Below are 25,389 nucleotides of genomic sequence, written 5' to 3' on the forward strand. Positions count from 1 at the left end.
GGTATGAACGACAAGCTGCGTCAGCTGATCGATAGCATAGCCCAGCCGGATGGAGTGGCGGCTTCGGCAGCGTCAGCACATTTGGACCAATTAACAAAGCCACCTGGAAGTCTTGGAAAGCTGGAGAGTTTGGCCATCCAGTTAGCAGGAATTACTGGCGTGGACAAGCCTGAATTTGATCGTAAAACAGTGATGGTCATGGCTGCGGATCATGGGGTGTGCGAAGAGGGAGTTAGCGCCTTTCCAGCTGAGGTTACGCAGCAAATGCTCTATAACATGCTGTCAGGCGGCGCAGCAATTAATGTGCTGGCACGTCATGCGGGCGCTGATGTCCAGGTAGTAGATGTTGGCGTGAATGCGGATGTCTCTCACCCGGATTTGGTGAATCGTAAGGTGCGTATGGGCACTTCGAATATGGCTAAAGGGGCAGCGATGCTGCGTACGGAAGCGGAACAGGCGGTTTTGGCCGGAGCTGAAGCCGTGGCAGAAGCGGTTAAAGGTGGCACAAGACTATTCGTTACCGGAGAGCTGGGCATCGGGAATACGACAGCCAGCGCTGCGGTCGTATGTGCGCTCACTGGGCTTGAGCCGGAAGTTATCGTAGGCCGGGGGACGGGGGTAGATTCGGCGGGGCTTACCCGTAAAATAGCTGTTGTCTGCCGCGCATTGGATGTGAATCAGCCGGATGCCAATGACGCGCTGGACGTGCTGACCAAGGTTGGCGGTCTGGAGATTGCCGCCCTGGCAGGCGTCATCCTCGGCGCAGCCGCACATCGCTGTCCAGTGGTGCTGGACGGCTTTATTTCCGGCGCGGCTGCCCTTGCTGCACGCGCACTTGCGCCTGTGAGCGCGGCGTACATGCTTGCTTCGCACGCCTCAGACGAGCGCGGACACGCGGCAGTGCTTCGCCAGCTCAAGCTAGAGCCCATGCTCCATCTGGACATGCGGCTCGGTGAGGGTACGGGCGGTGCGCTGAGCTTGCACCTGATTGATGCGGCGTGCCGCATTATGCGCGAAATGGCGACCTTTGCCGATGCAGGCGTATCGGACGGTCAGGGAGCCGCGCAGCGATGAAGGCGCTCGTGACCGGCGGGGCACGCAGCGGAAAAAGCGGCTTTGCCGAGCGATTATGCATGGCGCGCGCACCGCGCGCCTGCTATATTGCAACGGCCCAAGCTTACGATGTAGAGATGAAGGAGCGCATCGCTCTTCATCGGCTCCAGCGCGATTCTGCTAGATATGACTGGCAGACGCTGGAGGAAGCGCAGGCGCTGCCGGAGCTGCTGCGACGGCTTGGCGGCGCTCAAGCGTCGCAGCCTGCGCCTATGGTGCTGGTCGACTGCCTGACCCTGTGGCTGTCGAACGTGCTGCTGGCCGCGGGTGAGGAGGGCGAAGCTGCGGCCAGAGCCGCCATGGACGAACTGGCGGCAGCTGTGGAGCAGTATCCGGGGTCGCTCGTCATTGTAACCAATGAGGTCGGTGACGGTATTGTACCAGAATATCCGCTTGGAAGGCTGTACCGGGATTTGAGCGGGATGATGAATCAGCGGATGGCCCGTCTTTGTGATGAAGTGTTTTTAGTGACGGCGGGCATTCCCGTAGAACTTAAACAGCTGGAATATAAGCTATGAGCCGTGAACGTCAGGCTGTTGCTGCGGCTTTTCAATTTTTGTCCCGTCTACCGGTCAAGGCGGAGCTGGATTTTTCCCCGGAATTGCTGAAGCGCAGTGCTAGCTATTATCCGCTGGTTGGAGTGGTCATTGGCATTATTGTCTGGGGCTTTGCGGCGCTTACGGCTATGGTGCTGCCACCGCTGCCGTGTGCGATTCTTACCCTTGCTGTCTGGGTCTGGTTGACGGGCGGACTGCATCTGGACGGGTGGATGGATGCGGCTGATGCCTTATTCAGCTACCGGTCCCGCGAACGGATGCTGGAGATTATGAAGGATAGCCGTGTAGGAGCGATGGGGGTTATTGCTTGTGTGCTGCTACTCATGCTCAAGGCTGCTTTACTGTATACCGTGCTGGTTGAACAAAATGTGTCCGGCTTGTTGTTGCTTCCGATGGTTTGGAGCCGCTGGTTTATGGTACATGCAATGAAGCGCTGGCCTAAAGCCCGTAACGATGATGGACTGGCTGCGCGTTTTGCTGATATGAGTGGTGGACGTGCCGGACTGGCCGTATTTTGGGCTATAGTCGTGACGCTAGGTGCTGCCGCAGGCCAATATATACTTGCAGGACCAGCTACAGCAATAGAGGGATCAGGAAACCTGTCGTTAGCAGGGTCACACTTACAGACGCTCCTTTCGTATGCTGAAAGCCTTCCAATCTGGATAGGCTTTGCGTTGCTTCCGCTCCTGGCTTACGGAGTTGGAACCTTTACAGCAAACCGTATTAATCGCCGTCTTGGGGGACTTACAGGAGATATATACGGAGCTTTGAACGAATTGCTGGAGACGGTTTTGTTGCTGTTTATTGTCGTTTTGTACGGGTTGTGATCCAATTTGAAATGAATTCGTTAAAGGGGAAGAGGCAATTGTCAACTTTCGAACCGTCCCGAACCAACCCGGCAGCTATATTAATGCTTCAAGGAACAGCGTCGGATGTGGGCAAAAGCGTGGTGACGACTGCGCTGTGCCGGATCTTTCTGCAGGACGGCTACCGTCCCGCACCGTTTAAGTCACAAAATATGGCGTTAAACTCTTATGTTACCGAGGACGGCAAGGAAATTGGACGTGCACAGGGAGTACAGGCCGAAGCTTGTGGTATTGAGGCGACGACCGACATGAATCCGATTCTGATTAAGCCGGTCAAGGATATGCACTCACAAATTGTTGTACACGGTGTACCTTATGCCTATATGAGCGCCTCCGATTACCGAAAGGATTTTTTGCCACAAGCCAAGCACACCGTTATGGATGCGCTGAATCGGCTGCGCGATACCTATGATATTGTGCTTATGGAAGGGGCAGGCAGCCCGGCAGAAATTAATTTAAAGGACCGCGATATTGTAAATATGAACCTTGCAGGCTGGGCGGATGCTCCAGTATTGCTGATTTCAGATATTGACCGGGGTGGTGTCTTTGCCTCTCTGGTAGGGACTATTGAGTTGCTGGAACCCCATGAAGTACAGCGTATCCGCGGGTTTATCATTAACAAATTCAGAGGCGATTTGTCCCTGCTTCAACCAGGATTAGACTGGCTGGAAGAACGGACAGGCATTCCTGTACTCGGTGTTCTGCCCTATTTACCGGACATTCGCATTGAAGCAGAGGATTCGGTCGTACTGGACAAGAAGCCTAAGCGGTCAGCAAAGGATAAAGAATTAGATATTGCAGTAATACGGTATCCGCGTATTTCTAATTTTACAGACACGGATGCTCTGGCCGCAGAGCCAGATGTGAGCGTGCGTTATGTCACGGAGGCCGGACAATTGGGCGTACCAGACGCTATTATCTTACCGGGAACCAAAGACACCATCGGAGACCTGCTGGAATTGCGTGAAAGAGGGCTGGAGGAAGACATTCAAGCGGCCATGAAGACGGGACGCACGCAACTGGTTGGTATTTGTGGGGGCTACCAGATGCTGGGCACAGTGCTATTTGACCCCGATGCCGTCGAATCTGGGTTGCCGCAGCAGGCAGATGGATTAGGTTGGCTAGCTCTATCCACGACCTTCTTAAAGGAAAAGCAAACCGTTCGCGTTCAAGGGACCCTGTCTAATCATTGCCCACTTTTGCTATGCACTGCATCTGATTCAAGTTCTGCCTTCAAGCCAGTTATCGAAGGTTATGAAATACATATGGGTGTTACGGAGTATGTCACGGAACCACATGTATCTATAGACAGGACTCGAGACTCAACGAATATGAAAACATTATTCCAGATTCAGCGTGGGGAAGGGATCGCCTTTGAGGAAGGTTGGGGTACGATAGACGGTAAGGTATGGGGAACCTACTTGCATGGTGTGTTTGATAATGATCGTTTTCGCCGATCATGGTTGGATGGACTGAGACAAGCCAAGGGCTTGGCAGCTTTGGATAGCACTTTTACTGTACGTGAAGCCAAGGAACGAGAGTTTGACCGTGTCGCAGAGGTGGTACGCGCTCATTTAGACATGGAGCAAATTTATCGCATTTTGGGGTTGTAATCATAAACTTCTTCATGGAAGAACCTTTAAATCTAAATCGCTTTTAAAAAATAAAGAGGTATCTCTGCAGTCATTTTTGTGACTGAGAGATACCTTTTTAGGATATCAGCTTACTTAATTTTAAATTTCTGAACTGCCTTTTGCAGCTCAGTTGCTTGTTGGCTTAATTGACGAACAACCTCACTGTGACTCTCCATTTCATTCAGTTGCTCATCGGCATTTAAACCGATCTCCTGAATCATATGTTGTGCGTTGGCAGCGATGAGAGCTGTCTCTTCCACGGAAGCAGATACTTCCTCCGAGCTGGCGGATACTTGCTCCGTTGCTGCGGATACGGTTTGAATCGTAGCGTTGATCTTTTGCATGAGCTCACTTAGCTGGTTAAAAGCGAAACTCGCCTGCTGAACCATTTCCGTTCCCGAGTGAATCTCACGGCTAACCTGGGTTACAGAGTCTACAGATTGCTGCGATACTTCCTGAATGGTAACCAAATAGTCTGAAATTTCCTGTGTTGCTTCTTTGGATTGCTCTGCGAGCTTGCGAACTTCCCCGGCAACTACAGCGAAGCCACGTCCATGTTCGCCCGCGCGGGCAGCCTCAATGGAAGCATTCAGGGACAACATTTGAATCTGCTTTGTAATATCGAAAATTGCAGAAACGATGCTACCAATAGCTTCTGAGCGTTCATTCATACTATGTATGTATCGAAGCGACTCATCAGCAGCATGTCCTACCTGTGACATTTGAGCTACAGCTTTTTGAGCAAGCGTATTCCCGTTAACCGTTTCTTTCGTTGCTTCACTGATTTGGTCAGATACATCATTGGCAGAGGAAGCGATATGCTGCACACCTTGAGCAATCTCCTCCATAGCCTGTGCATTTTCAGCAGCAGCAGAAGCGATGCTGTTGCTGCCCTTGGCTACTTCTTCAGCGGCAGCTGTAGAGTCCTGGACTTTTACACTCATAGCCTCAGTTCGACGAAGTAGCTCGTCCGACCCTTTAACCACTGCACCTGATGTAGTAAGCACATGGCCGATCATTTCTTTCAAGTTAACAGACATAGATTGGAAGCTGCGGGCAAGTTGAGCAATTTCATTAACTCCTTGAACCTTTGTTTCTTGCGAAAGATCACCTTGGGCAATTTTTTCGCTATGACGAACCAATTCAGCAATGGGCTGTACAACTTTACGAATGACAAGGGTAGAAATAACTCCTCCCAGTATAAGTGTTACCAGTGTAATACCAATGCAAATCCATAGAATTTGTTGGGATTTTTCCTGTACGAATCCAACATCTTCGTTCACGCCCAGAATCAGATTACTGCCTGATATGGCAAAGAAGGCGGTTTTGTGTACTCCGTGCGAGTCGCTGTAAATACCACTGATATTCATCTCGCCTTGTTTGGCTTCTTTAATATCCTCAACAGGAACGAGAGTATCCTTGACCTTATATGCTGATTTTACGTTTCGTGCGACAACTTCGGCCTTACCATCATCCTTCAGCACCGCAATGTATGCCGATTCTAATTTGAGGGTGTCGACCTTGTCCTGAAGATAAGATTCCATCTGTATAGCAGAGCTGGAACCAGAACCGCTTCCTTGCTGAGCTTGAACGGCTAAGGAAATATTGAGATCCTGATACACATTTTTAGCTCCAGTTTCTAGCAATTGGTCTACTTGAGGCATGACACTGCTATTAATGATACTCATGGAAACTGCATAAAAACTGATGCTGAACAGAAGAGACGCAAAGAACTGAATCAGCAAAAACATAATTCGCAGCTTTGCGCCAAGGGAATGATTAAAACGCTTCATGAAAATTCTCCTCTCACATGATGGTGATAAAACAGACGAATTGCCCTGCTTGATGTAGGTCGCTTGTCCAATGAGAAACTAGACACGCCATGATCTACTTGTTTTCCTTTCTTTGCTTGAAGAAAAGACTGAAAATGTTCGGATTCTATGTATATTTCAGCTGTATTCAAGGGACAAGAATGAGAAAGGGAAGTAATCCATGATTTACTAAAAAGTAGGTTAGACCTATTTTACATAATTAACAGACGGTTGAATAGTCATATTTGCCCAAAAACAAACAAAAAATATATAACTATGGTCTTGGGTGTTTAGATGTAAGTTTGATGTAAATTATCAGGAGTAAGAAACTAAGAAGCTTTACTCGTGCTTTTATAACTATTGTAAAAAAGAAGGAATATAAGTAGTATAAGGAATGCCACTTTTTACAAGCTTCTTCTAAGCTTGCTTTAATAAGTTCGAATGTTGTCTTTAATATACATATAAAAGGGGAAAAGGCAGTTATGGATCGGGAATTGCTTTCTAAGGAAATAAATTTGGAGGTAGAAGGAGAAGATAACCAGGAGCCGACTATAAATAAAGATAAAGTGAATAGAGGAGGGAATCCGTTCAGCCGCCTGTTTGATTTTATCTCAGGTGTATTCACTCCGCTCTTGCCATTGCTAATTGCTGGAGGCATCATTCAGGTGATTGCGCCTGTTTTATTACTCTTAGATTTTTTTTCTGATACTCAAGTTTCCACTGTTTTAGGGTACGTTGGTGGTGTCGTATTTTATTTTTTGCCCATTATGATAGCGGTAAATGCGGCAAGAAAGCTTGGTAGCAATTTATTTATTGCGGCGGCAATTGGGGCCTGCTCATTTCATCCTGGTATTATGGAACTATTGCAATCCGGCCTAAAAATGAATTCAGACGATTTACCCGTGGTGTAGCCACAGTATGTTGCTTCTTTTATACTGATTCTTATTGTTGTCTGGCTTGCATCGAAGATTGAAAAGGGATTGAGTAGGTTCGACTGCTATTCAATTCAACTACTGGTCGTTCCGACATTGACGCTTATCTTGATTGTGCCTTTATTGCTGTTTGTTTTTGGTCCGCTGTGGACGACCCTGGCACATCATTTGTCGGATGGTTTTGCTTCACTGTTTGACGATGCGGACGTATTTGCAGGTCTGCTGTTTGGTGGGACGATACCTGTGCTCCATTTTGCGGGCATGCAATATATGATGTCGATGAACATAATAGAATCCATGGCTACGAATGGCTATGATTCTATTACCCCTGTTGTTGCGGCGGCAGTCATGGCTCAGGCAGGCGCGGCCTTCGGTGTATGTGTTAAATCCAAAAATGCCAAAGTCAAAATACTTGCTGCTTCCACAGGCCTGTTGGCTATGTTTGGAATCATTGAACCGGCATTATACGGCGTTAATGTGCGCTTCAAAAAACCGCTTATCGCGGGACTGGTTGGCGGGGCTATTGGTGGGGCGTGTATGTGTCTGTTTGAAGTGAAGTTGACTGCTTTTGCAGCCTTATCTGGCTTGCTTAGCTTACCCCTGTTTTCCGACACTACATTTGTTTACGCCATTTTGAGCATGCTGATTTCGTTTGTTGCCGCTGGTGTAATTACGTATTTTATGGGCTTTGTGGACGAAAAAGAGGAGCCATCAAAAATTGCATCCGCATCCCGTATCCGTGCTTCCTCGGATTTGAATGTGGAAAAGAGCTCTAACAATTAAGGTGCAACGCAGCGGCTAATTACCTCATGTAAGTGTTTACAAAAAAATCTTGTCAGCTCAGTGTTTATATGATACTATGATGACAGTTAATCAAAACTTCACAATCATGGATTGTTACTGAGCATATCGGGCAAAACCATAAACAGACACTATGTGTCAGTTTTGGTTTTGCCTTTTTTTACTACTCCAAGCGGCTTAAGGTGATGGAATGAAGATAGCAAAGGTGCTGAATAATAACGTCGTAACGGTCATTGATGAACAGCAGAAAGAATTAGTCATTATGGGAAGAGGAATTGCTTTTAAAAAAAACACAGGCGATGAGATTGAAGAGGGGAAAATCGAGAAAATTTTCAAGCTTGAAAGTACCGAGGTTTCCCGTAAATTGATGACCCTGATGTCTGATATCCCTATTGAGTATGTTGAAATTTCTGATGAAATCATCCAGTATGCCAAAACGATACTTGGTGTAGAGTTGCATGACAGCATCTATATTTCGCTGACAGATCATATCCATTTTGCCATAGAGCGTTACCGTTTGGGTATGGACATCAAGAATGCACTTTACTGGGAAATCAAACGAATGTACCGCAAGGAATTCGCGATTGGGACCAAAGCATTGCACATGATTCAGGACAAGCTAGGGGTTACACTTCCAGATGATGAAGGGGCGTTTATTGCCTTACATTTGGTTAATGCACAGCTGAACAGTGAAATGCGCGAAACGATAACCCTGACTAATATAGTCAAGGATATCATAAACATTGTAAGCCGCTTTTTTGTAATGGAGCTGGATGAAGAGTCGTTAAGCTATTACCGCTTTATTACACACCTCAAATTTTTTGCCCAACGGGTTATGAACGGAACTCCTGTACAAAATACAGATAATTCGCTTCATGATATGGTTAAGGTACAATATAAGGACGCTTATGCTTGTGCGGAAAAAATAAGAGATTATACGTCTAAGATCTATGGTCGAAGCTTATCCCAGGATGAGATGCTGTATCTCACGATTCACATCGAACGCATCATTAAGAATCAATGATTTTATGGATGATCAGGGATTTAGGATTGCTACTTCTAAACAAGAAGGCAAAACCTGAATGCTGAAAGAAGATTGGCTTTTATAAAGCTGTCTGCTTTCTGTATTCAGGTTTTTTTTATTCCCAATTTTCACACTATATACCTTAAATAGAAAAGAGGAATGCCTCATGGATCGAAATCAATTATCCAAAGAGATACTTACATTGGTCGGTGGAGAAGAAAATGTAGAGCAGGTCATTCACTGCATGACGCGCTTGCGCTTCAACCTTCATGATGATAAGAAAGCTCAAAAAGAGCAGTTGCAAAAAACGGATGGTGTCATGGGAGTCATGGAGAGTGGCGGCCAGTTTCAGGTGATTATCGGAAATGATGTAGCTAATGTATATAAATCATTGGTGAGTAACATGTCCAAGGCACCGCAAAGTGAAACAGGCGCAAGCACTGCATCCAAGAAAAAACAAAACCCGATCAGCCAACTGTTCGACTTTATTGCGGGTATGTTTACACCTATTTTGCCGGCGATCACCGGTGCAGGTATGATCAAAGGGATTATTGCCCTATTGGTAGCTATGCACTGGATGTCTGATAAGAGTCAAACCTATACGATTTTAGCCGCAATAGGTGACGGTGCGTTCTACTTCCTGCCGATTATTTTGGCTGTGAGTGCGGCTAGAAAACTCGGTAGCAATATGTTTATTGGTGCGGCGATTGGTGCTTCAATTTTACATCCAGACATTACAGCATTACTGGCTTCGAATGTAAAGGTTAGCTTTATTGGTCTTCCGGTGACAGCGGCCACGTATTCGTCGACCGTTATTCCAATTGTTATCGCGATCTGGCTGGCATCCTATGTTGAAAAATTCATTGATAAGTATACTCATGCATCATTGAAGTTGCTTGTTGTTCCAACACTGACTCTATTGATTATCGTACCTTTGACGTTGATTGCTGTAGGGCCACTCGGTTCCATTATTGGTAATGGCCTGTCAGGTGGTATCTCTTGGTTGTTTGAAAATACAGGTGCGCTTGCAGGTCTGCTGCTGGGCGGTACCTTCTCCCTGATCATTATGACAGGTATGCACTACGCATTGGTTCCAATTATGATCGGATCGATTGCAACGTTGGGCTATGATTACATGATTCCAATTATGGGAGCAGCTAACTTGGCTCAGGCTGGTGCAACACTCGGCGTATTCTTGAAATCCAAAAATGCCAAAGTCAAAACAGTGGCCTTCTCCACGAGCTTGACAGCTATTATGGGTGTAACCGAGCCTGCAATGTATGGTGTGAATATGCGGTTCAAAAAACCGTTTACGGCAGCGTTGATCGGCGGAGCTGTCGGTGGCGGCTTCATGAGTTTGTTTGGCACAAAAGCGTACGTCGTTGGGGGACTCGTTGGTTTGCCTGGTCTGGCTATGTTTATTGGACCGACTTTCTTGTACGCAATTCTTGGTCTTATTATTGCATTTGTGGTTGCTGCGATTGTTACCTATGTGATCGGTTTTACAGATGAAAAGGATGAAGAAGCGCCACAAGCAGCAGATGCTGCTGGCGACATCTCTACTGAGAAAGTAGCACAATTTGCGATGAGCTCACTGCCAAAAGGTGAGACAATCCCGGTATTCAGCCCAATTAAGGGTGAAGTTAAGCCGCTCAGTGAAGTCAATGATCCTGCATTTTCTCAAGAAATTATGGGTAGAGGCTGGGCTATTGAACCCTCTGAAGGTCGGGTTGTTTCCCCAGTTGACGGCACAGTGTTCTCCATTTCCAAAAGTGGGCATGCTGTAGGCTTGGTGAGTGATTCAGGGCTTGAAATGCTCATTCACGTAGGGATGGACACCGTTAAACTAAAAGGACTGCATTTCACGCCTCATCTTAAAGCAGGAGACCGCGTGAAGGTAGGTGATCTTATACTGGAGTTTGATCTGATAGAAATACGCAAGGCTGGTTACGAAACGATAACGCCTGTTATTGTTACGAATGTAGATCAGTTTAGCGAGTTGGAGCGCGCCGGGAATCAGCATAAAGTCGTTAAGGAACAGGAACTGTTATATACAGTGATCGTCTAACAGCTAAAGAAATCTACGTATAAATTGAAAACGAATGGTTGTGTTCAAGATAACAAACAGCAAGCCTTCATCTTACGAAGGCTTGCTGTTTGTCGTTTTCATAAAATCTAAGGCTAAAGCAGTTTTATTATTTTTATTTCAATAAAACCTACAAAAATAGTTGGCTTTGTGATATAGTAATCTTCGGATTGAAGGGTCACTTTAGAAAACATCTTACGTTTAAGTTTGGAGGAAAAGATATATGGATACCTTCTTTATTATTTTAAATGTTATCGTGCTGCTTGCACTGCTCGGCGTGTTGGTCTGGATGCAGAAAAAGCGCATCTCTTTTACAAAAAGAGTATTTACCGGGCTCGGCTTCGGACTGATCTACGGGGCTATTCTTCAGTACGCTTATGGGGCTGGCTCAGAGGTCATTACCAAATCGGTCGATTGGTTCAACCTTGCAGGTAATGGTTATGTCCGTTTGCTGCAAATGGTCGTGATTCCGCTTATCATGGTGTCGATTATTTCGGCTATTATGAATTTGAAGGGAAGACAGAACCTTGGCAAAATAAGCGTGTCCATTATTGCAGTGCTGCTGATCACAACGGCGATTGCAGCATCAGTAAGTATTGTAACCAGCCTGTCTTTTGATCTAAAAGCAATTGAGATTCAAAGTGGGGAAAAGGAGCAAGCGCAGGGCCTGAAGATGGAAGAACGCCTGGGAACAGTCCAGGATATGACTATTCCGCAGCAGGTGCTGGAATTTATTCCTTCGAATCCTTTTGAAGATATGACGGGGGCACGCCGTACATCGACGTTGGCGGTGGTTATTTTCTCAGCCTTTATCGGGGTGGCAGTACTCGGATTGGATCGTAAAAAACCGGAGCAGGCGCAAACTTTCCGCAAAGTGATCGATGCAGTGTACGCTGTAGTGATGCGGATTGTAACGCTGGTGCTAAGATTGACGCCTTACGGTATTTTAGCACTGATCACGAAAGTTGTAGCTACGACAAATCCGGATGAAATCTTGAAGTTGATCAAGTTTGTACTCGCTTCTTATGTGGCTTTATTGGTCATGTTCGTTATTCATCTTATTTTGCTGGCCTTGTTCGGCTATAATCCAGTGACATATGTGAAAAAGGTATTGCCTACACTGGTTTTTGCGTTTACGTCTCGTTCCAGTGCAGCGACCATTCCATTAAATGTTGAAACACAAACGAAAAAACTTGGTGTGTCCGACGGCATCGCCAATCTGTCCGCGACTCTGGGAGCAACCATTGGGCAAAACGGCTGTGCAGGTATTTATCCTGCCATGCTGGCGGTCATGATTGCTCCAACGGTGGGCATAGATCCTACAAGCTGGGATTTTATCCTCACGCTTATTCTGGTTGTTACGGTCAGTTCGTTCGGCGTGGCAGGTGTAGGTGGGGGTGCCACTTTCGCTTCCCTGATCGTGCTTTCTACCCTGAATCTTCCCGTGGCCTTGGCAGGATTGCTCATTTCGGTTGAACCGTTGATTGATATGGGGCGTACCGCGTTGAATGTTAATGATTCGATTACCGCAGGTCTTATCTCAGGTAAGGTACTGAAGGAGAACGATCAAGACGTGTTCAACAACCATGGCATGGATCTGGATGCAACGGCGCACTCCTAAGTAAAAGACAGACGGATGGTGTACATTGCAGTCTCATATCGCATCTATCTCATATGTAACACCTGCAGTGTGCACCTCCATACTCAAAGCCGACCCTAAGGTCGGCTCTTTATTTTGAGCTGGTGGCAGTGTAAATTATAGCTGTTCACAAATCCTAATCTATGATACATTAAAATAATGTTTTTCTGGCTTGTCCGGATGAACCGCGGTTCGCAACCATCCCGCGCTATCAAAACTAGGAGGATTTCATGTTTAATCTGTTATGGGGGGCAGGATTTGTCCTCGTCAATTTTATGTTCTTTTTGCTATGTTATCGGTTGTTTGGTAAAAAAGGGCTGTACGCCTGGATTGGCGTTGCTACTGTATTGGCCAACATTCAGGTAACCAAAACCATTGATCTGCTCGGCATTACCACGACATTGGGAAATACAATGTATGTTTCTATGTATATGGCCAGCGATTTACTAAATGAAAAATATGGGCCTAAAGAGGCACGAAAAGCTGTGTGGTTCGGCTTTTTCACTCTGATTATGACGACAATCACGATGCAGATGGTGCTGTTATTTGAGCCTACTGCAACCGATTTTGCCCAGACACCGATGCAACAGCTCTTCGGATTGTTGCCAAGACTTGCGCTTGCCAGCTTGACAGCCTATGCGGTCAGTCAATTGCTGGACGTGCGTCTATACGCCTGGATTCGCAAGTTTTTCCCGGAGCGTCATCAGCTCTGGATTCGCGGCAATGGCAGCACGATGATCAGCTCGTTTATAGACACCCTCATTTTCTGTAGCATTGCCTTTTACGGCTATGCGTGGGGGATATGGCTCGAACTGCTGTTCACCACCTACATCTTAAAATTTGTACTGACTGCGGCGGGTACACCGATTTTATACATCGCACGTAACTTCCGCTTGATAGAAGAGGAGGGGCAGACCCTCAAGCCATGATTGGCTTGGGGTTGCCCCTCTTTTTTATACTTTTGACATATCAATATAAAGAATAGCAATAGATTAGCCCAGCACGGTCAGTTCCTTCGGATAAGAGGTCAGCACTTCCACACCCTCAGAGGTGACCAGAACGTCATCTTCAATCCGCACACCCCCAAGACCTGGCACATAGATGCCGGGTTCGATCGTGAACACGAAGCCTTCATGAAGCAGATCGCTATTGCCTCCATGTACAGATGGGTATTCATGAACACTCATGCCAAGACCATGTCCAACCCGATGGTTAAAAGCAGGGCCATATCCAGCGGCTTCAACAACGGCTCGTGCTGCCTGATCTACGGATGCGCAGGAAACTCCCGGGCGAATGGCGGCAATTCCGGCTTCGTTTGAGCGAAGAACTGTATTATATATCGTTTCCAGCTCAGTCGACAGCTTGCCAATGGCAAAAGTGCGTGTAATATCCGAAGCATAACCATCGGAATATACACCCATATCAAACATGAGCAGATCGCCGTGTTGCAGCTTGCGGGTCCCTGGGACACCATGAGGCAAGGCTGTTTTGGGTCCAGACAACACTGTAGTGTCAAAGGATGGACCATCTGCACCGAGTTTTTTCATCTGGTATTCGATTTCGGCTACCAGCTCGACTTCGGTCACCCCTTCGCGAACATGGGTTAGGCCGTGACGAAGAGCATCTTCCACCAAACGAGCTGCGTGTTTCAGACGTTGTACTTCCTCAGGAGTTTTTCTCACGCGCATGTCTTGAAGCACCGGACCCAAGTCAACATATTGAGCAGCGCCAATGGCAGTATGTAGTTGTTCGTAACGGAGGACGGAGACGTGTTCCTTTTCCAGTGCGAATGCTTTCACTCCGGTACCTGTGCGTTGGCGTAACAGATCATACGGATTGTCTGTATCGGTGTGGGTGGATATACGCGTCACCGAGGAAGCAGCTTGGGCAGCTTCTGCGTCCAGGGCTGGTACAATTAGTTCTGGTTCTTGGTCACGAAGCAGCACGAGCCCTAGAAAACGCTCATGCGGATCACTGGCGAAGCCTGTCAGGTAGTAAATATGTTTGGGATCGGTCACAAGTAGGCCATCCCAAGCTTGTGACTTCAGTTCATCATACAATCTGGTAATTTTATCATTCATAGAGTCTCATTCCTTTCTGTCCATTTATTCATTATAGCTCTTATTACATCATAATTTATATGGCTTATTCTCTTGACTGACTTAATGCTTGCAGACGTGCCTGCACATTCTGATCATAGTAACCACCATGGTAGCAGAGTACCTTATCTACATCCAATACGGTCAGTTTATCGAGGCTCTTCAGAGCCAACGGCATATCCGGCGTAGCCGACTCAGCGGGACCGACCAGTTCACCCTCGACTACACGCAGTTCATCTGCTGCCAACAGTAGCTTGTGTGCAGGCACATACAAGCTGATATGTCCGGGCGTGTGACCAGGTGTATGAATAATCTGTATGCCTCCACAATAAGGCAGATGTTCACCGTCCTCAAGCATATGAGCAAAGCGCAAATCTGGCAGGCGGCGAATCATATCCTCTGCTTGTTGCTTGAGTGCAGGCTCCATCAGATTGATGCGTTCTGGCGTCAGCTTTATAAATGGTCGTTCTCCTGTCATATATGGAATGTCATCTTTATGGGCCAGCAGGGCAGTGTTCGGTAGCAAGTCCAGCAGTGCTTGAACATTTCCGATATGGTCAATATCCTGATGCGTTATAATAATTCTTTTCAGACGGCTTATATCCTCACCCACATCTGAAATAGCCTTGCGCAGAGGCTCCAATTGGCCGAGCATGCCCGAGTCTATCAATGTAAGTCCATCCTCGTCCTTGAGCAGTACAGGATGAATGATCGAATTTCCAAAAAAAGGTCCCATAGACACTTCCAAAATCAAAATTTGAGTTCCAATATTCATATTAAGCTGCTTCGGATTCCTTTGACTCCGAAGCATACCTCCCGTCTCATGTTGTTAAAATTGGTTAATGTAGCGCTGGCTTATGTTCAAGCTCTATTATAAGACCCTTTGGGGTTAATCCGCAAAACAACTCGATATGGCTGTTCAGACGCTTGTCCTGTACAATAAATAAATCATCACAATAGGGGGCAGATACGATAATGAATACGGACTCATCTTTTTCTATTGAATTTGCGCGCATGGAGGATCTTCCCGATATTGTGGATATTTATAATTCCACGATTGCAGGGCGAATGGTCACGGCAGACCTGGAGCCTGTGACAGTGGAGAGCCGCATTCCATGGTTTGAAGCTCATCAGGAAAACCACCGCCCTTTGTGGGTACTAAGACAAAAGGGGACCGTTGCCGGATGGGCCAGCCTTCAGTCCTTTTATGGCCGTCCAGCTTATAACGGTACAGCGGAAATTAGCATTTATGTCCATGAGGATTCTCGTGGAACCGGCACTGGAAGCCGTCTGGTACAGCATTTGCTAAATGAATGTCCTAGACTAGGAATTACAACGTTGTTGGGTTTTGTATTTGGTCATAATGAACCGAGTATTGCGCTGCTGCGGAAGTTTGGCTTTGAGCAGTGGGGATACTATCCACGTGTTGCCGTGCTGGACAGCATAGAGCGAGATCTGGCTATATTAGGTAAGCGAGTAGATTAATATTGAGCTACACAAAAAGGCTGTCCCCACCATCGTCTCATACACTGTCAGTGTAGTGATTTGGGGTCAGCCTTTTTTACTAGCTATTACTTCGCCTTGAACGCTGAGGTTTAAAACGAATGCTGTGAAAGATTTGATTAAGCACCTCAGACAGCACCAATCCGACTGCTATCGCCCCAGCGACCATCAGCGTGCTCATGGCCAGCTCCAGTGCCTGAGGATAATGTTGTTGTACGAACTGGCGCATGGCATTATAAGCCATTCCTCCTGGCACGAGGGGAATCATGCCTGCCACGCTGAAAATAATCACAGGCATTTTGTACAGTCTGGCAAAACCTTGACTGACAATGCCGATAAGGATCGTGGCTATAAGGCTGGCGCTCACAGGTCCCATGCTATCCGTGGTTGAATAATAGACAAGCCAGCCCAGCATACCGACAAAACCACACTGCAGCAGCGAGCGTCGGGGGGCGTGGAACAGTATACCGAAAGCAGCGGTGGCAATAAAGCTTGTGAATAATTGTGCAAGCATAAGCTTGAATCTCCTCCAAATTACATATAAGAAATGATAACCGCAACACCAGCTCCAATGGCGAAAGACGTCAGGCAAGCATCTGCACCTTTGGAAAGCCCTGAGACAAGGTGCCCGGACATTAAATCCCGAAGGGCATTTGTAATTAACAAGCCCGGCACCAGTGGCATGACCGAGCCAATGATAATTTTATCCATCATCTGACCCCAGCCGACGATTACTAACAGAGCTGCCAGCAAGCCGATTAGAAAAGATGCAGAAAATTCAGAGAAAAACTTAACCTTAACGAGTCTGTGAAAATATTGTAAGGCTGCAAATCCGATACCGCCGCACAACACAGCTCCGGGGAAATCTCGCCACATTCCACCAAACATGATCATAAAGCAACCGCTGGCCAACGCTGCAGCGATCAGCTGTACACGATTGGAATAGCGGAGGGGACCACGTTCAATTTCCGAAAGCTCTTTTACGGCTGCGCTGGGAGACAAGGTGCCTGCGCTGATTTTACGTGAAATGGAGTTCACCTCGGTCACCTTGTGCAAATCTGTAGTCCGCTCTACGATCCGGATTAGCTTGGCAGGTTCCGAATCATTAATGGCAAAAAAAATTCCAGTTGGCGTTACATAGCTATGGGACTGGGATATGCCATAGGCCGAAGCAATGCGGGACATCGTGTCTTCAACACGATAGGTTTCGGCTCCATTTTGCATCATCAGTTTGCCTGCCAGCAGACAAACCTCAATGATTTCAGGAGTAGGATAGGAATGATTATTCATGCTCGCTCTCTTTCATGCGTCCCGGGTCGTTCGACCCTGTTGTTTTCATTTATTGTAGCACAAAAAGCCGCCTTTTCAGAGGCGGTTAAATTGGGGAATCTATGGAGTTTATCGAGATTCTATCGTATCGGGAATAACGGTATAGTAGGACTCCTCTAGGTATGTTGCGGCCTCAGACAAGCCCATCAACTTAAGCTGTCCTGTTACAAAAGCACGAAGGGCTGAATGGGTGAACAAATGCCGTGTCTGAGCATCGCGAATAAAGGCCAGTCTGGCTTCACGCGAACCGCTACGGAATAACTCACGTACAGCTTCGCCTTGTTGTTCCCAAAGAAATGGCTCCGTTACGTTCAAGAAGTCGCTCTCCATAGTAGAGCTACGCTTCATAGAAGAAGATGCCTGAATACCCAAGCCATTCAGCGTAGGAGCAACTTCATTTTGCTTACGATCTGCTCGCAAACTGTCGATGTAGGCGGCCATATCTTGAATCGGCAGAATGCCAAAGCGCTCCCGAAAGCGTTCGCGTACAAATGCGGTACGTTCATCCACAGCCTGCAGAGGACGCTGAATAGCATGTCCAGAATAGTCTGCTCCACTGGCATAGTATCGTTTTAATGAACTGTTTTCTGTATAAACAACGCTTAGAAAATCCTGCAAATGGCGGGCAACCACCCATACCCCCGTCCAATCGACGGGAGAAACGCACACAATCGGAGCCTGTGAAAGGTCCTTTTCAAGACCAAAATCGGTTAAAAAGCCATAATGTATCCCGTCCACTCCAGCGTGGGCAAAAGGAAGAACATCAGGCGGTGTAGCCATATATCGCGGAGCGCGGCCCTGTTCCATAATCAATCCCAAATCAAAACTCAGAGAATGCCGGTTCGCTTCAAGCTCCTGCTCAAACTCTATAAGTGCCTCAATCAAAGGTGTGGCTGATCCGTAGGCTAGGTTAGAACCGGAATCCATTGTGTATACCTCCCTTATCAAGTACATCTGTAAAGCATTCATCCCTAAAAGGTACGTGATTTTACACGAAATGTAAACCTGTATGATGAATATTTTCAAAAATGTGACCTTTTACCCGTGTGTTGTCAAAATAAAACGCTTTCGTTCAAACCAGGACAAGATACCTATGTTAGCGCAGTAGAGAAGTAAAGTAAGTTTGCGAAAATGCAGTTTTTTCAGTGTATGTGATCACCTGTGATGTGTGAATGCGAGATACAGGTTGGGAAGGACAGGGTGCAACGGAATAGGTCAGCGGGTATAATATCAGGACAAGGTAAGAGGAGCGTCATCCAAAGATTTAACAGAAAGAAGTGGGCGTATGAACTTGCAAAAGAAGGCTGTTTTTTTTGATGTAGACGATACGATGTACGATCATTTGCACCCTACACGTGATGCATTGCGTACAGTATTAGGATTAAGTGAGCGTTTTCCATATGAGGAAGTCTACCACCGTATTCGCTATTACAGCGATTTACTATCGGCTAAAGGAGGACTATTAGAGGGGAAAGCAGGGCAGGATGAATTGGATGATATGAGGGAAGGTCGTTTTATTCTGGCCTTACAAGAATTCGGGGTAGATATTACCCGTGAGCAGGCAGTGCATGTCCAACAAGAATACTTGGATCGTCAGTACCGAATCGAGTCTTTTGAGGGGGCTACCTCGTTAATTGATGAGTTGAGCTCGGCTGGCTATGTGGTTGGTTTGATTACGAACGGTCTTGAAGAACACCAGATGAGCAAAATTAAAGCCATGACACTGGAAAATCATGTTGCGGCAGAGCATATTTTTGTGTCTGGGACCGTAGGTTATGCCAAGCCTGATCCGCGCATTTTCGAAATAGTGAATGAACGGACAGGAACTTTAGCAGAACATTGCTGCTACGTTGGGGATTCCTGGCGTAATGATGTGGCGGGAGCTATAGCTGCAAATTGGCAGGTCATTTGGTTCAATCACAGGAACGCTTTCCCGGAATCTGATGTGTCGGGGGCCTATAAAACCGCTTCAAGCTACGCAGAGCTAAGAAGGCTGCTCCTGCCGGACGCACGTTAAACACGGCACATATCGTGTAATCCAAAAGAATCTAGCCTATTTTGAAGCTATTTCAAAAGCTGGTCCGTAATACTATTTATCTGTTATAAATAATTCATCTAAAATGGGTAGAACAGAGAAGGAGGGATCGCGCATGGTAGAACCATGGAGGCAGGCAGACGACATCATAAGTCAAGTGACCGTATATAGTACGGAGGATAATGACCCAGTTACCATTAAAACAGCCACCCAAGGCGTACGCTGTATTGGCATTGGGACAGATGCGGCCGTATTTACACTCGATACGTTGCCAGGCTACGCGTTCAAGGTGTATTCAGACATGGCGATCGAAAAAAAAGATGCAGAGGCCGATGTATATGAGCGTTTGCGAGGGTCTGATTTTTTTCCTCATTATTACGGAAAAGGCGATAAGTATATTGTCATTAGTTACGAATCTGGTGTTACATTGCTGGATTGCCTGCTACAAGGAATTCCGGTGCCAGAGCAGGTCATTCTGGACGTGGAAAAGGCGAGGGAATTTGTTAGGTCCAGGGGACTGAATCCCCGTGATATTCATCTCAAGAATGTACTCATGCAAGACGGACGCGCCAAGGTATTAGACGTATCTGAATATGTAAAAGAAGGCGATGACAAGCGTTGGGAGCATTTGGTGTGGGCGTATCATACGTTCTATTCCGGTTTCTCCGAGGTTAAGGTTCCTTCATGGATTTTGGATACGATCAAAAAATGGTATTACAAGCTGGACAACTCCAGCATCAACCTGGAGGAGTTTGCCCAGCGTGCCAGTCAATTGTTTTCGAGATGGAAATCATAACCGCTATGAAGGGTATCAAAATACAGACCTAGCCTTCTATACAAAAGGATTGCACCCGCTTTACGGGAGCAATCCTTTTCTTTTATCTGAAATCTCTAGGTACTCTTCTGGCCGTACCGCTTGCAATCGCGGCTTGAATCACCTTTTTGCGCACCTGTTGTACGGCGCCTTCGTTAAATACACCCGGGATAATATATAGTTTGTTCAATTCATCGGGACGGATTGTGCTGGCAATGGCTTCTGCGGCCGCCAGCTTCATCTCTTCGTTAATTTCACGGGCGCGGCAATCCAGTGCTGCTCGGAATATGCCAGGGAAGCAAAGTACGTTGTTAATCTGGTTAGGATAGTCTGAACGTCCGGTGGCGATGACCCCTGCAATGTCCTCGACATCCTCTGGGTTAATTTCGGGAACCGGGTTAGCCATGGTGAACAGGACAGGAGCTTCCTTCATACGTTTTACGTCTTCTCGTTTCAATATTCCACCTGCCGACAGACCGATAAATACGTCCGCGTCCTTCAGAACCTCAGATAGCGTGCCGGACAGTCGCTCCGGGTTGGTATGCTGCGCATACCAGTTCCACATCGGATGCTCATAGGTTTCATCAGCGGTAAGCGCACCGTGACGGTCTACACCAATGATGTTGACTGCCCCCGCAGATAGCAAAATTTTGGTACAGGCGACCCCTGCAGCCCCGATACCGCAGACAACAATTTTAACGTCAGACAGGGCCTTGCCGACAACCTTGAGCGCATTAATCAGCCCTGCATACAAAACGACGGCTGTGCCATGCTGATCGTCATGAAAAACAGGGATGTCCAGCTCGTCACGTAACCGCTGTTCAATTTCAAAGCATCGTGGCGATGAAATGTCCTCCAGATTAATACCGCCAAAGGCTGGCGCCAGTTGCTTAATGGCCTTAATGATTTCTTCGGTGTCCTGCGTATCCAGGCAGATCGGGAAGGCATCTACGGACCCAAGCTGCTTGAACAGCATGGCTTTGCCTTCCATAACCGGCATGGCTGCATACGGGCCGATGTTGCCGAGTCCGAGAACAGCGCTTCCGTCAGAGACGACAGCGACAGTGTTGCGCTTGATTGTTAATCGGAAAGCCTTGTCCTGCTCCTCATGAATTGCCATGCATACGCGCGCCACATCAGGAGTGTATACCCGGGATAAGTCGTCGCGGTTTTGAATTGGGACCTTGGGCTGCATTTCAATCTTGCCCCCGAGATGTAAGAGGAAGGTGCGATCAGAGATGGACAGCACCTTTACACCTTGAGCTTTTTTAATCCGGGCGATCATTCGGTCGATTTCTGCTGGATCAGCAATGGTGACTGTAATATCTCTCACAGTGGCCTTCTCAGAGGTGCGGATAACGTCAATGGCAATGACATCTCCGCCATGTTCATTTACCAACGTAATCAATTGACCAAACTGGATGTGCTCGGTGGAAATTTCCAGTCGTAAAATAATATTTTTACCGCCAATACCGCCTTGCATACAAATTCCTCCTTTGTCTTTCATAACAAAATAGTGAGATCAATTGATTGCGCTTACAATGGGGAGCGAACCTAAAATCTGGCTGATAGTTTAAATTAGTGGTTTCTTCCCCTATCATAGTGAACATTCTTCCACTTGTACAGATCAAGCTGAGTAATATCTATGATTTTGTATCCAAAAAGGACGAAAGCCCGGCTGAATTTCAGCCCAAGCAATCGTCCTTTGTTCAATGAAATGATCCATTTTTGGTTTACGTCATATTTTTGCCGTAGTAAATTTCGTCCATTTCGATTTTGAGTCGTGTTGATATATTTTGTTGTTCTTTTTCACTCAGACTTTCCTTTGTGTAGCCGAACAGATAGTTGTCCAGATCAAATTGTTTTAGCTTGCATTTGGTATGAAAAATATTTTCCTGATACACGTTTACGTCGATCATGTCATACTGATTGCGCACTTCATCGGGAATATAGTTTTGAATCGAGGCAATGTCATGGTCGATAAAAAGCTTATGACCATTCGTATCACGTGTAAAGCCGCGTACCCGGTAATCAATCGTCATAATGTCAGTGTCAAAAGAATGAGTCAAATAGTGAAGTGCCTTGAGTGGGGAGATTTCCCCACAGGTAGAAACATCAATATCTGCACGAAACGTGCTGATCCCCTCGTCTGGGTGATATTCAGGGTAGGTGTGCACCGTAATATGACTTTTATCCAGCTGTATCACGACAGATTCAGGTAGGGGACCTGGTGATTCTGCATACGATTCATTCGGTACCTCCACAATCGGCCCTTCTGATATAAGCACGGTCACGCTCGCTCCTTGAGGGACATAATCCTGCTGAGCAACATTAAGTACATGGGCGCCGATAATATCGGATACATTTTTTAAAATAGCTGTCAGTCGATCCGAGTTATATTGTTCATCAATATATTCAATATAGGCCTCGCGTTCTTCTTTGGTTTTGGTGTAACAAATATCGTACATATTAAAGCTCAATGATTTGGTCAAATTGTTAAATCCGTGCAGGGTAATCCGCTGTTCCGGTGTTATGGTCATAAGCTATTTCCCCTTATAGTCGCAGTATTCATACGTAATATTCCCAATACGCCTTTTCATATACCGAATCATAAAATCAGCTTTGTAGCGGATAAAATAAAGACTTGAACAAGTATGTCTTACCCGTTTGGCATCATTAAAAACAGGCAGATTCACTTGAGATCCTCTCGATTTTACATGTATGGGAATTAAACGTTAATATACTTTATTTCTTACTCAGCAATTTTTAAGTAACAGAGCTTATAATGTGGACTATGTATACAGGAAAGGAACGAAATTGACAGTGGATTCGTAATGTAACAGAAGATTTAGGTTCGTAATTCCTGAATTTAATGTATCTTATCTTCATAATGCCCAAATCTTAACCGAATATGATTATAGACCCTCAAAAATAGTGACTTTGTACATTGCGTAAAACGAGAAAAGCAACTTCAGCTACTGACATGCGTATAATGAAATAAACGTAACAAGCTAAGAATTGAGATGTTAAATGAATTTTTGATAGCAAACTCATTTTATAAACCTATCTCATGTTACTGTAAGAAAACGGTGGAAGGAGTATCAAGATGCTGGCTTTGTCCGATCCGGTCTGGACCCTGCTCCAAGGCCCCTACGGCTCTTCTCAATACGTCCCAGAAATGTTAAAACAGCTCCAAGCCGGATATGATGGCGAAATAGCTGACACCTTGTATTGGGAGGAACTATATCACCAAAATACGTTGTATACTTGTACATTTGCGGCTGTACCTTACCTAGTAGACATTGCGCTAAAAAGTTCTGATATAGGAATTCGGGCAGATATATATACCATTTGCGGAATATTTGAAGCGAAGAATAATAATCCCTTACATACCAAAATTCCATTAGAATTTGCAAGGGATCAGGTGGAAGTGGATTCTAACCTAGCAGAATATATTTACGTGCAATATCAAAGTGCCATCGTTCGCCTTGCAGAATTGACGGAAGAAATGGTGCTCTATGCGAAAGATCACGAAGGAGACGTCGGCAAGCGATATGTTCTCGCAGCGGCGGCTGCCTTTGAGGGGTATCATTGCGTAGCCTATATGCTGCAAACCTTTGATACAGGTGACGAATATATGCTGGATTGTCCTCATTGCGGTACCCCGCTCTATATTTGGCCTGATGAACGGAGTGAGATTCTCGTTGTCTATGATAAAGACCCTGTAAATTCAAGCAATCTAATTTCCTATCCGATCCGCTCCCGTTCATTGGATCATAGAGATGCAAATATACAGTGGTTGCACGAATATGCTCAAAAAATAGATGAGAAATTGCTTCTTGCCCAGTTACCCTACTTAAACGGTTGGGTAGAATGTCCGGTGTGCCATACGCCTATCTATATATGGGATGAGTTAATGAAAATGGCTGATGGTGTTCGGAGGTATACCGCTTAACTCATAAAAAAAGGGGATTGTCTTAGGACACCCCCTAATTTCTTCTTGTATTTTGACACTCTTCCTCGCGTGTTTTACTTCAGTCTACTCCCAAAACGGATTCAAAAAGGATTTAGGAATGTCGGATTCAAAACGCAGCAATACTCCAGTGACGGGATGAATAAACGACAATACCTGTGCATGCAGACCAAGGCGGCCGATCGACTTGCTTTTGGAACCGTATTTTTTATCTCCAACAATCGGATGACCGATATCCTCCATATGCACGCGGATTTGATTTTTGCGTCCGGTCTCCAAACGTACTTCCAGCAAAGTAAAATGACGATTGGCCTGAAGTCGCTTGTAATGAGTGACTGCATGCTGTCCATCATTCGGATAAGGACTGGAGTACATTTTCAGCGTCTTGCTTTCTTTCAGCCATGAGGTGATTGTGCCCGCGTCTTTTTTAACCTGTCCTTCTACGAGAGCAATGTATGTTCGTTCATACACAACTTCCTTCCACGCTTGTTGCATTTCCTGCTGTATGGCTTCGCTTTTCGCAAACATCATCACTCCTGATGTATCCCGATCCAAACGATGCAGTACAAAAATACGGTTGTACGGATGCTCGCGTCGTACGTGGGCTGTAAGCTGGCGATAGGCTGTGACTTCCTGTTCCTGCGCAGAAGCGACAGAAAGTAGCCCGGCATCTTTATGGATCACGATAATAGCTTCGTCCTCATGCAAAATACGCAGCCCGGTTAGCGGCACCACAGGAGCTACCTTTTCCTTGGAGAGTGCGACAGTTTGTCCTTGCTCCAGCGGGAAATTATGCACAGTACGAGGAATACCGTTGACGGAAACTTGTCCACGAGCCAATGCCGATTTAATGGAATTACGACCCATGCCAGTCACATGCTCAACTAAAAAGCTCAATAGCTCAGCAGGCTCCTGAACGATGTATGTTTTGGCAGGGGCTTTATCCGAAGTATGGGTTCTCCGTGGAGCTTCCGGTCTATAGGAGCCGGATTTTCCGGCGGGTTTGTGGTTGCGTCTGGAATGGCTTGTGTTTGAAGTTGGTTTTGTATGATTTTTCCTTTGAGGTTTCCGATTATTCATGGGTTCTTTCTCCTTCTTGGAGCCGTATCTCTTCATAGTTGTGGACCATTTGCGGCACCGTGTTCACTATATCATGAGAAAACTGCGAATGCC

General features: G+C 46.3%; 21 protein-coding genes and 1 pseudogene. 13 read left to right on the forward strand and 9 right to left on the reverse strand.

Annotation, left to right across the window (positions count from 1 at the left end; translation table 11 throughout):
* Positions 1–3: 3 nt before the first annotated feature.
* The 4 genes from cobT to ACN6NF_RS06715 are packed head-to-tail and all read left to right on the forward strand — an operon-like array spanning position 4 to position 4,149.
* On the forward strand, positions 4–1,074 hold the full coding sequence (cobT, locus tag ACN6NF_RS06700) for a nicotinate-nucleotide--dimethylbenzimidazole phosphoribosyltransferase (protein ID WP_474316290.1): 1,071 nt from the start codon (positions 4–6) through the stop codon (positions 1,072–1,074).
* Positions 1,071–1,631, forward strand: coding sequence for a bifunctional adenosylcobinamide kinase/adenosylcobinamide-phosphate guanylyltransferase (gene cobU, locus ACN6NF_RS06705; protein WP_474316293.1), 561 nt, complete (start codon positions 1,071–1,073; stop codon positions 1,629–1,631). Before cobT ends, cobU begins: the two co-directional genes overlap by 4 nt.
* Complete coding sequence (cobS, locus tag ACN6NF_RS06710) at positions 1,628–2,497, forward strand: adenosylcobinamide-GDP ribazoletransferase (RefSeq protein WP_474316296.1); 870 nt, start codon at positions 1,628–1,630, stop codon at positions 2,495–2,497. Before cobU ends, cobS begins: the two co-directional genes overlap by 4 nt.
* Before the next feature lie 38 nt (positions 2,498–2,535).
* Positions 2,536–4,149, forward strand: a complete 1,614-nt coding sequence (locus ACN6NF_RS06715) for a cobyric acid synthase (protein ID WP_474316299.1) — start codon at positions 2,536–2,538, stop codon at positions 4,147–4,149.
* A gap of 110 nt (positions 4,150–4,259) precedes the next feature.
* Here the strand turns inward: ACN6NF_RS06715 and ACN6NF_RS06720 are convergent, their stop codons facing one another.
* Entirely contained in the window at positions 4,260–5,963 is a 1,704-nt protein-coding gene (locus ACN6NF_RS06720; RefSeq protein ID WP_474316302.1) for a methyl-accepting chemotaxis protein, read from the reverse strand.
* A 500-nt stretch (positions 5,964–6,463) separates the two neighbouring features.
* On the opposite strand from ACN6NF_RS06720, the pseudogene ACN6NF_RS06725 reads away from it, so the two are divergent.
* From ACN6NF_RS06725 to ACN6NF_RS06745, 5 genes and pseudogenes are all read left to right on the forward strand, one after another.
* Positions 6,464–7,696, forward strand: a pseudogene (locus ACN6NF_RS06725) (PTS transporter subunit EIIC).
* Positions 7,697–7,904: 208 nt separating this feature from the next.
* Entirely contained in the window at positions 7,905–8,738 is an 834-nt protein-coding gene (licT, locus tag ACN6NF_RS06730; protein ID WP_474316304.1) for a BglG family transcription antiterminator LicT, read from the forward strand.
* 166 nt (positions 8,739–8,904) lie between these two features.
* Complete coding sequence (locus ACN6NF_RS06735) at positions 8,905–10,806, forward strand: beta-glucoside-specific PTS transporter subunit IIABC (protein WP_474316306.1); 1,902 nt, start codon at positions 8,905–8,907, stop codon at positions 10,804–10,806.
* A 241-nt stretch (positions 10,807–11,047) separates the two neighbouring features.
* Positions 11,048–12,445, forward strand: coding sequence for an L-cystine transporter (locus ACN6NF_RS06740; RefSeq protein WP_474316309.1), 1,398 nt, complete (start codon positions 11,048–11,050; stop codon positions 12,443–12,445).
* A gap of 248 nt (positions 12,446–12,693) precedes the next feature.
* On the forward strand, positions 12,694–13,392 hold the full coding sequence (locus ACN6NF_RS06745) for a queuosine precursor transporter (protein ID WP_474316310.1): 699 nt from the start codon (positions 12,694–12,696) through the stop codon (positions 13,390–13,392).
* A 63-nt stretch (positions 13,393–13,455) separates the two neighbouring features.
* Here the strand turns inward: ACN6NF_RS06745 and ACN6NF_RS06750 are convergent, their stop codons facing one another.
* The gene (locus tag ACN6NF_RS06750) at positions 13,456–14,544 is read right to left on the reverse strand and encodes a M24 family metallopeptidase (protein ID WP_474316312.1); all 1,089 of its coding nucleotides are present in this window, start codon (positions 14,542–14,544) and stop codon (positions 13,456–13,458) included.
* A 64-nt stretch (positions 14,545–14,608) separates the two neighbouring features.
* A complete protein-coding gene (locus tag ACN6NF_RS06755; protein WP_474316315.1) occupies positions 14,609–15,337 on the reverse strand; it encodes an MBL fold metallo-hydrolase in 729 nt (242 codons plus the stop codon).
* 200 nt (positions 15,338–15,537) lie between these two features.
* Here ACN6NF_RS06755 and ACN6NF_RS06760 point away from each other — a divergent pair, with 200 nt between their 5' ends.
* Positions 15,538–16,047: an N-acetyltransferase family protein gene (locus ACN6NF_RS06760; protein ID WP_474316317.1), complete on the forward strand. Its 510-nt coding sequence runs from the start codon at positions 15,538–15,540 to the stop codon at positions 16,045–16,047.
* Positions 16,048–16,126: 79 nt separating this feature from the next.
* Here ACN6NF_RS06760 and ACN6NF_RS06765 read toward each other — a convergent pair whose 3' ends face one another.
* From ACN6NF_RS06765 to ACN6NF_RS06775, 3 genes are all read right to left on the reverse strand, one after another.
* On the reverse strand, positions 16,127–16,579 hold the full coding sequence (locus tag ACN6NF_RS06765) for a threonine/serine exporter family protein (RefSeq protein ID WP_474316319.1): 453 nt from the start codon (positions 16,577–16,579) through the stop codon (positions 16,127–16,129).
* 20 nt (positions 16,580–16,599) lie between these two features.
* The gene (locus ACN6NF_RS06770) at positions 16,600–17,355 is read right to left on the reverse strand and encodes a threonine/serine exporter family protein (RefSeq protein ID WP_474316320.1); all 756 of its coding nucleotides are present in this window, start codon (positions 17,353–17,355) and stop codon (positions 16,600–16,602) included.
* A 108-nt stretch (positions 17,356–17,463) separates the two neighbouring features.
* Positions 17,464–18,321, reverse strand: coding sequence for a hypothetical protein (locus ACN6NF_RS06775; protein ID WP_474316321.1), 858 nt, complete (start codon positions 18,319–18,321; stop codon positions 17,464–17,466).
* 358 nt (positions 18,322–18,679) lie between these two features.
* Between ACN6NF_RS06775 and ACN6NF_RS06780 the strand changes: the two genes are divergently transcribed.
* Positions 18,680–19,411: an HAD family hydrolase gene (locus tag ACN6NF_RS06780; RefSeq protein ID WP_474316322.1), complete on the forward strand. Its 732-nt coding sequence runs from the start codon at positions 18,680–18,682 to the stop codon at positions 19,409–19,411.
* A gap of 133 nt (positions 19,412–19,544) precedes the next feature.
* A complete protein-coding gene (locus ACN6NF_RS06785; RefSeq protein ID WP_474316324.1) occupies positions 19,545–20,225 on the forward strand; it encodes a serine/threonine protein kinase in 681 nt (226 codons plus the stop codon).
* Between the two features lie 82 nt (positions 20,226–20,307).
* Here ACN6NF_RS06785 and ACN6NF_RS06790 read toward each other — a convergent pair whose 3' ends face one another.
* Together ACN6NF_RS06790 and speD are read right to left on the reverse strand one after the other, a co-directional pair.
* Positions 20,308–21,726 carry an NAD-dependent malic enzyme gene (locus ACN6NF_RS06790; RefSeq protein WP_474316326.1) on the reverse strand — a complete coding sequence of 473 codons (1,419 nt, stop codon included), beginning with the start codon at positions 21,724–21,726 and terminating at the stop codon, positions 20,308–20,310.
* A 250-nt stretch (positions 21,727–21,976) separates the two neighbouring features.
* Positions 21,977–22,783: an adenosylmethionine decarboxylase gene (speD, locus tag ACN6NF_RS06795; protein ID WP_058711818.1), complete on the reverse strand. Its 807-nt coding sequence runs from the start codon at positions 22,781–22,783 to the stop codon at positions 21,977–21,979.
* Between the two features lie 566 nt (positions 22,784–23,349).
* Here speD and ACN6NF_RS06800 point away from each other — a divergent pair.
* Entirely contained in the window at positions 23,350–24,198 is an 849-nt protein-coding gene (locus ACN6NF_RS06800; protein ID WP_474316329.1) for a hypothetical protein, read from the forward strand.
* A gap of 84 nt (positions 24,199–24,282) precedes the next feature.
* Here ACN6NF_RS06800 and ACN6NF_RS06805 read toward each other — a convergent pair whose 3' ends face one another.
* A complete protein-coding gene (locus tag ACN6NF_RS06805) occupies positions 24,283–25,296 on the reverse strand; it encodes an RluA family pseudouridine synthase (protein WP_474316332.1) in 1,014 nt (337 codons plus the stop codon).
* Between the last annotated feature and the right edge of the window lie 93 nt (positions 25,297–25,389).

It is taken from the genome of Paenibacillus sp. TSM33 (assembly GCF_056099025.1).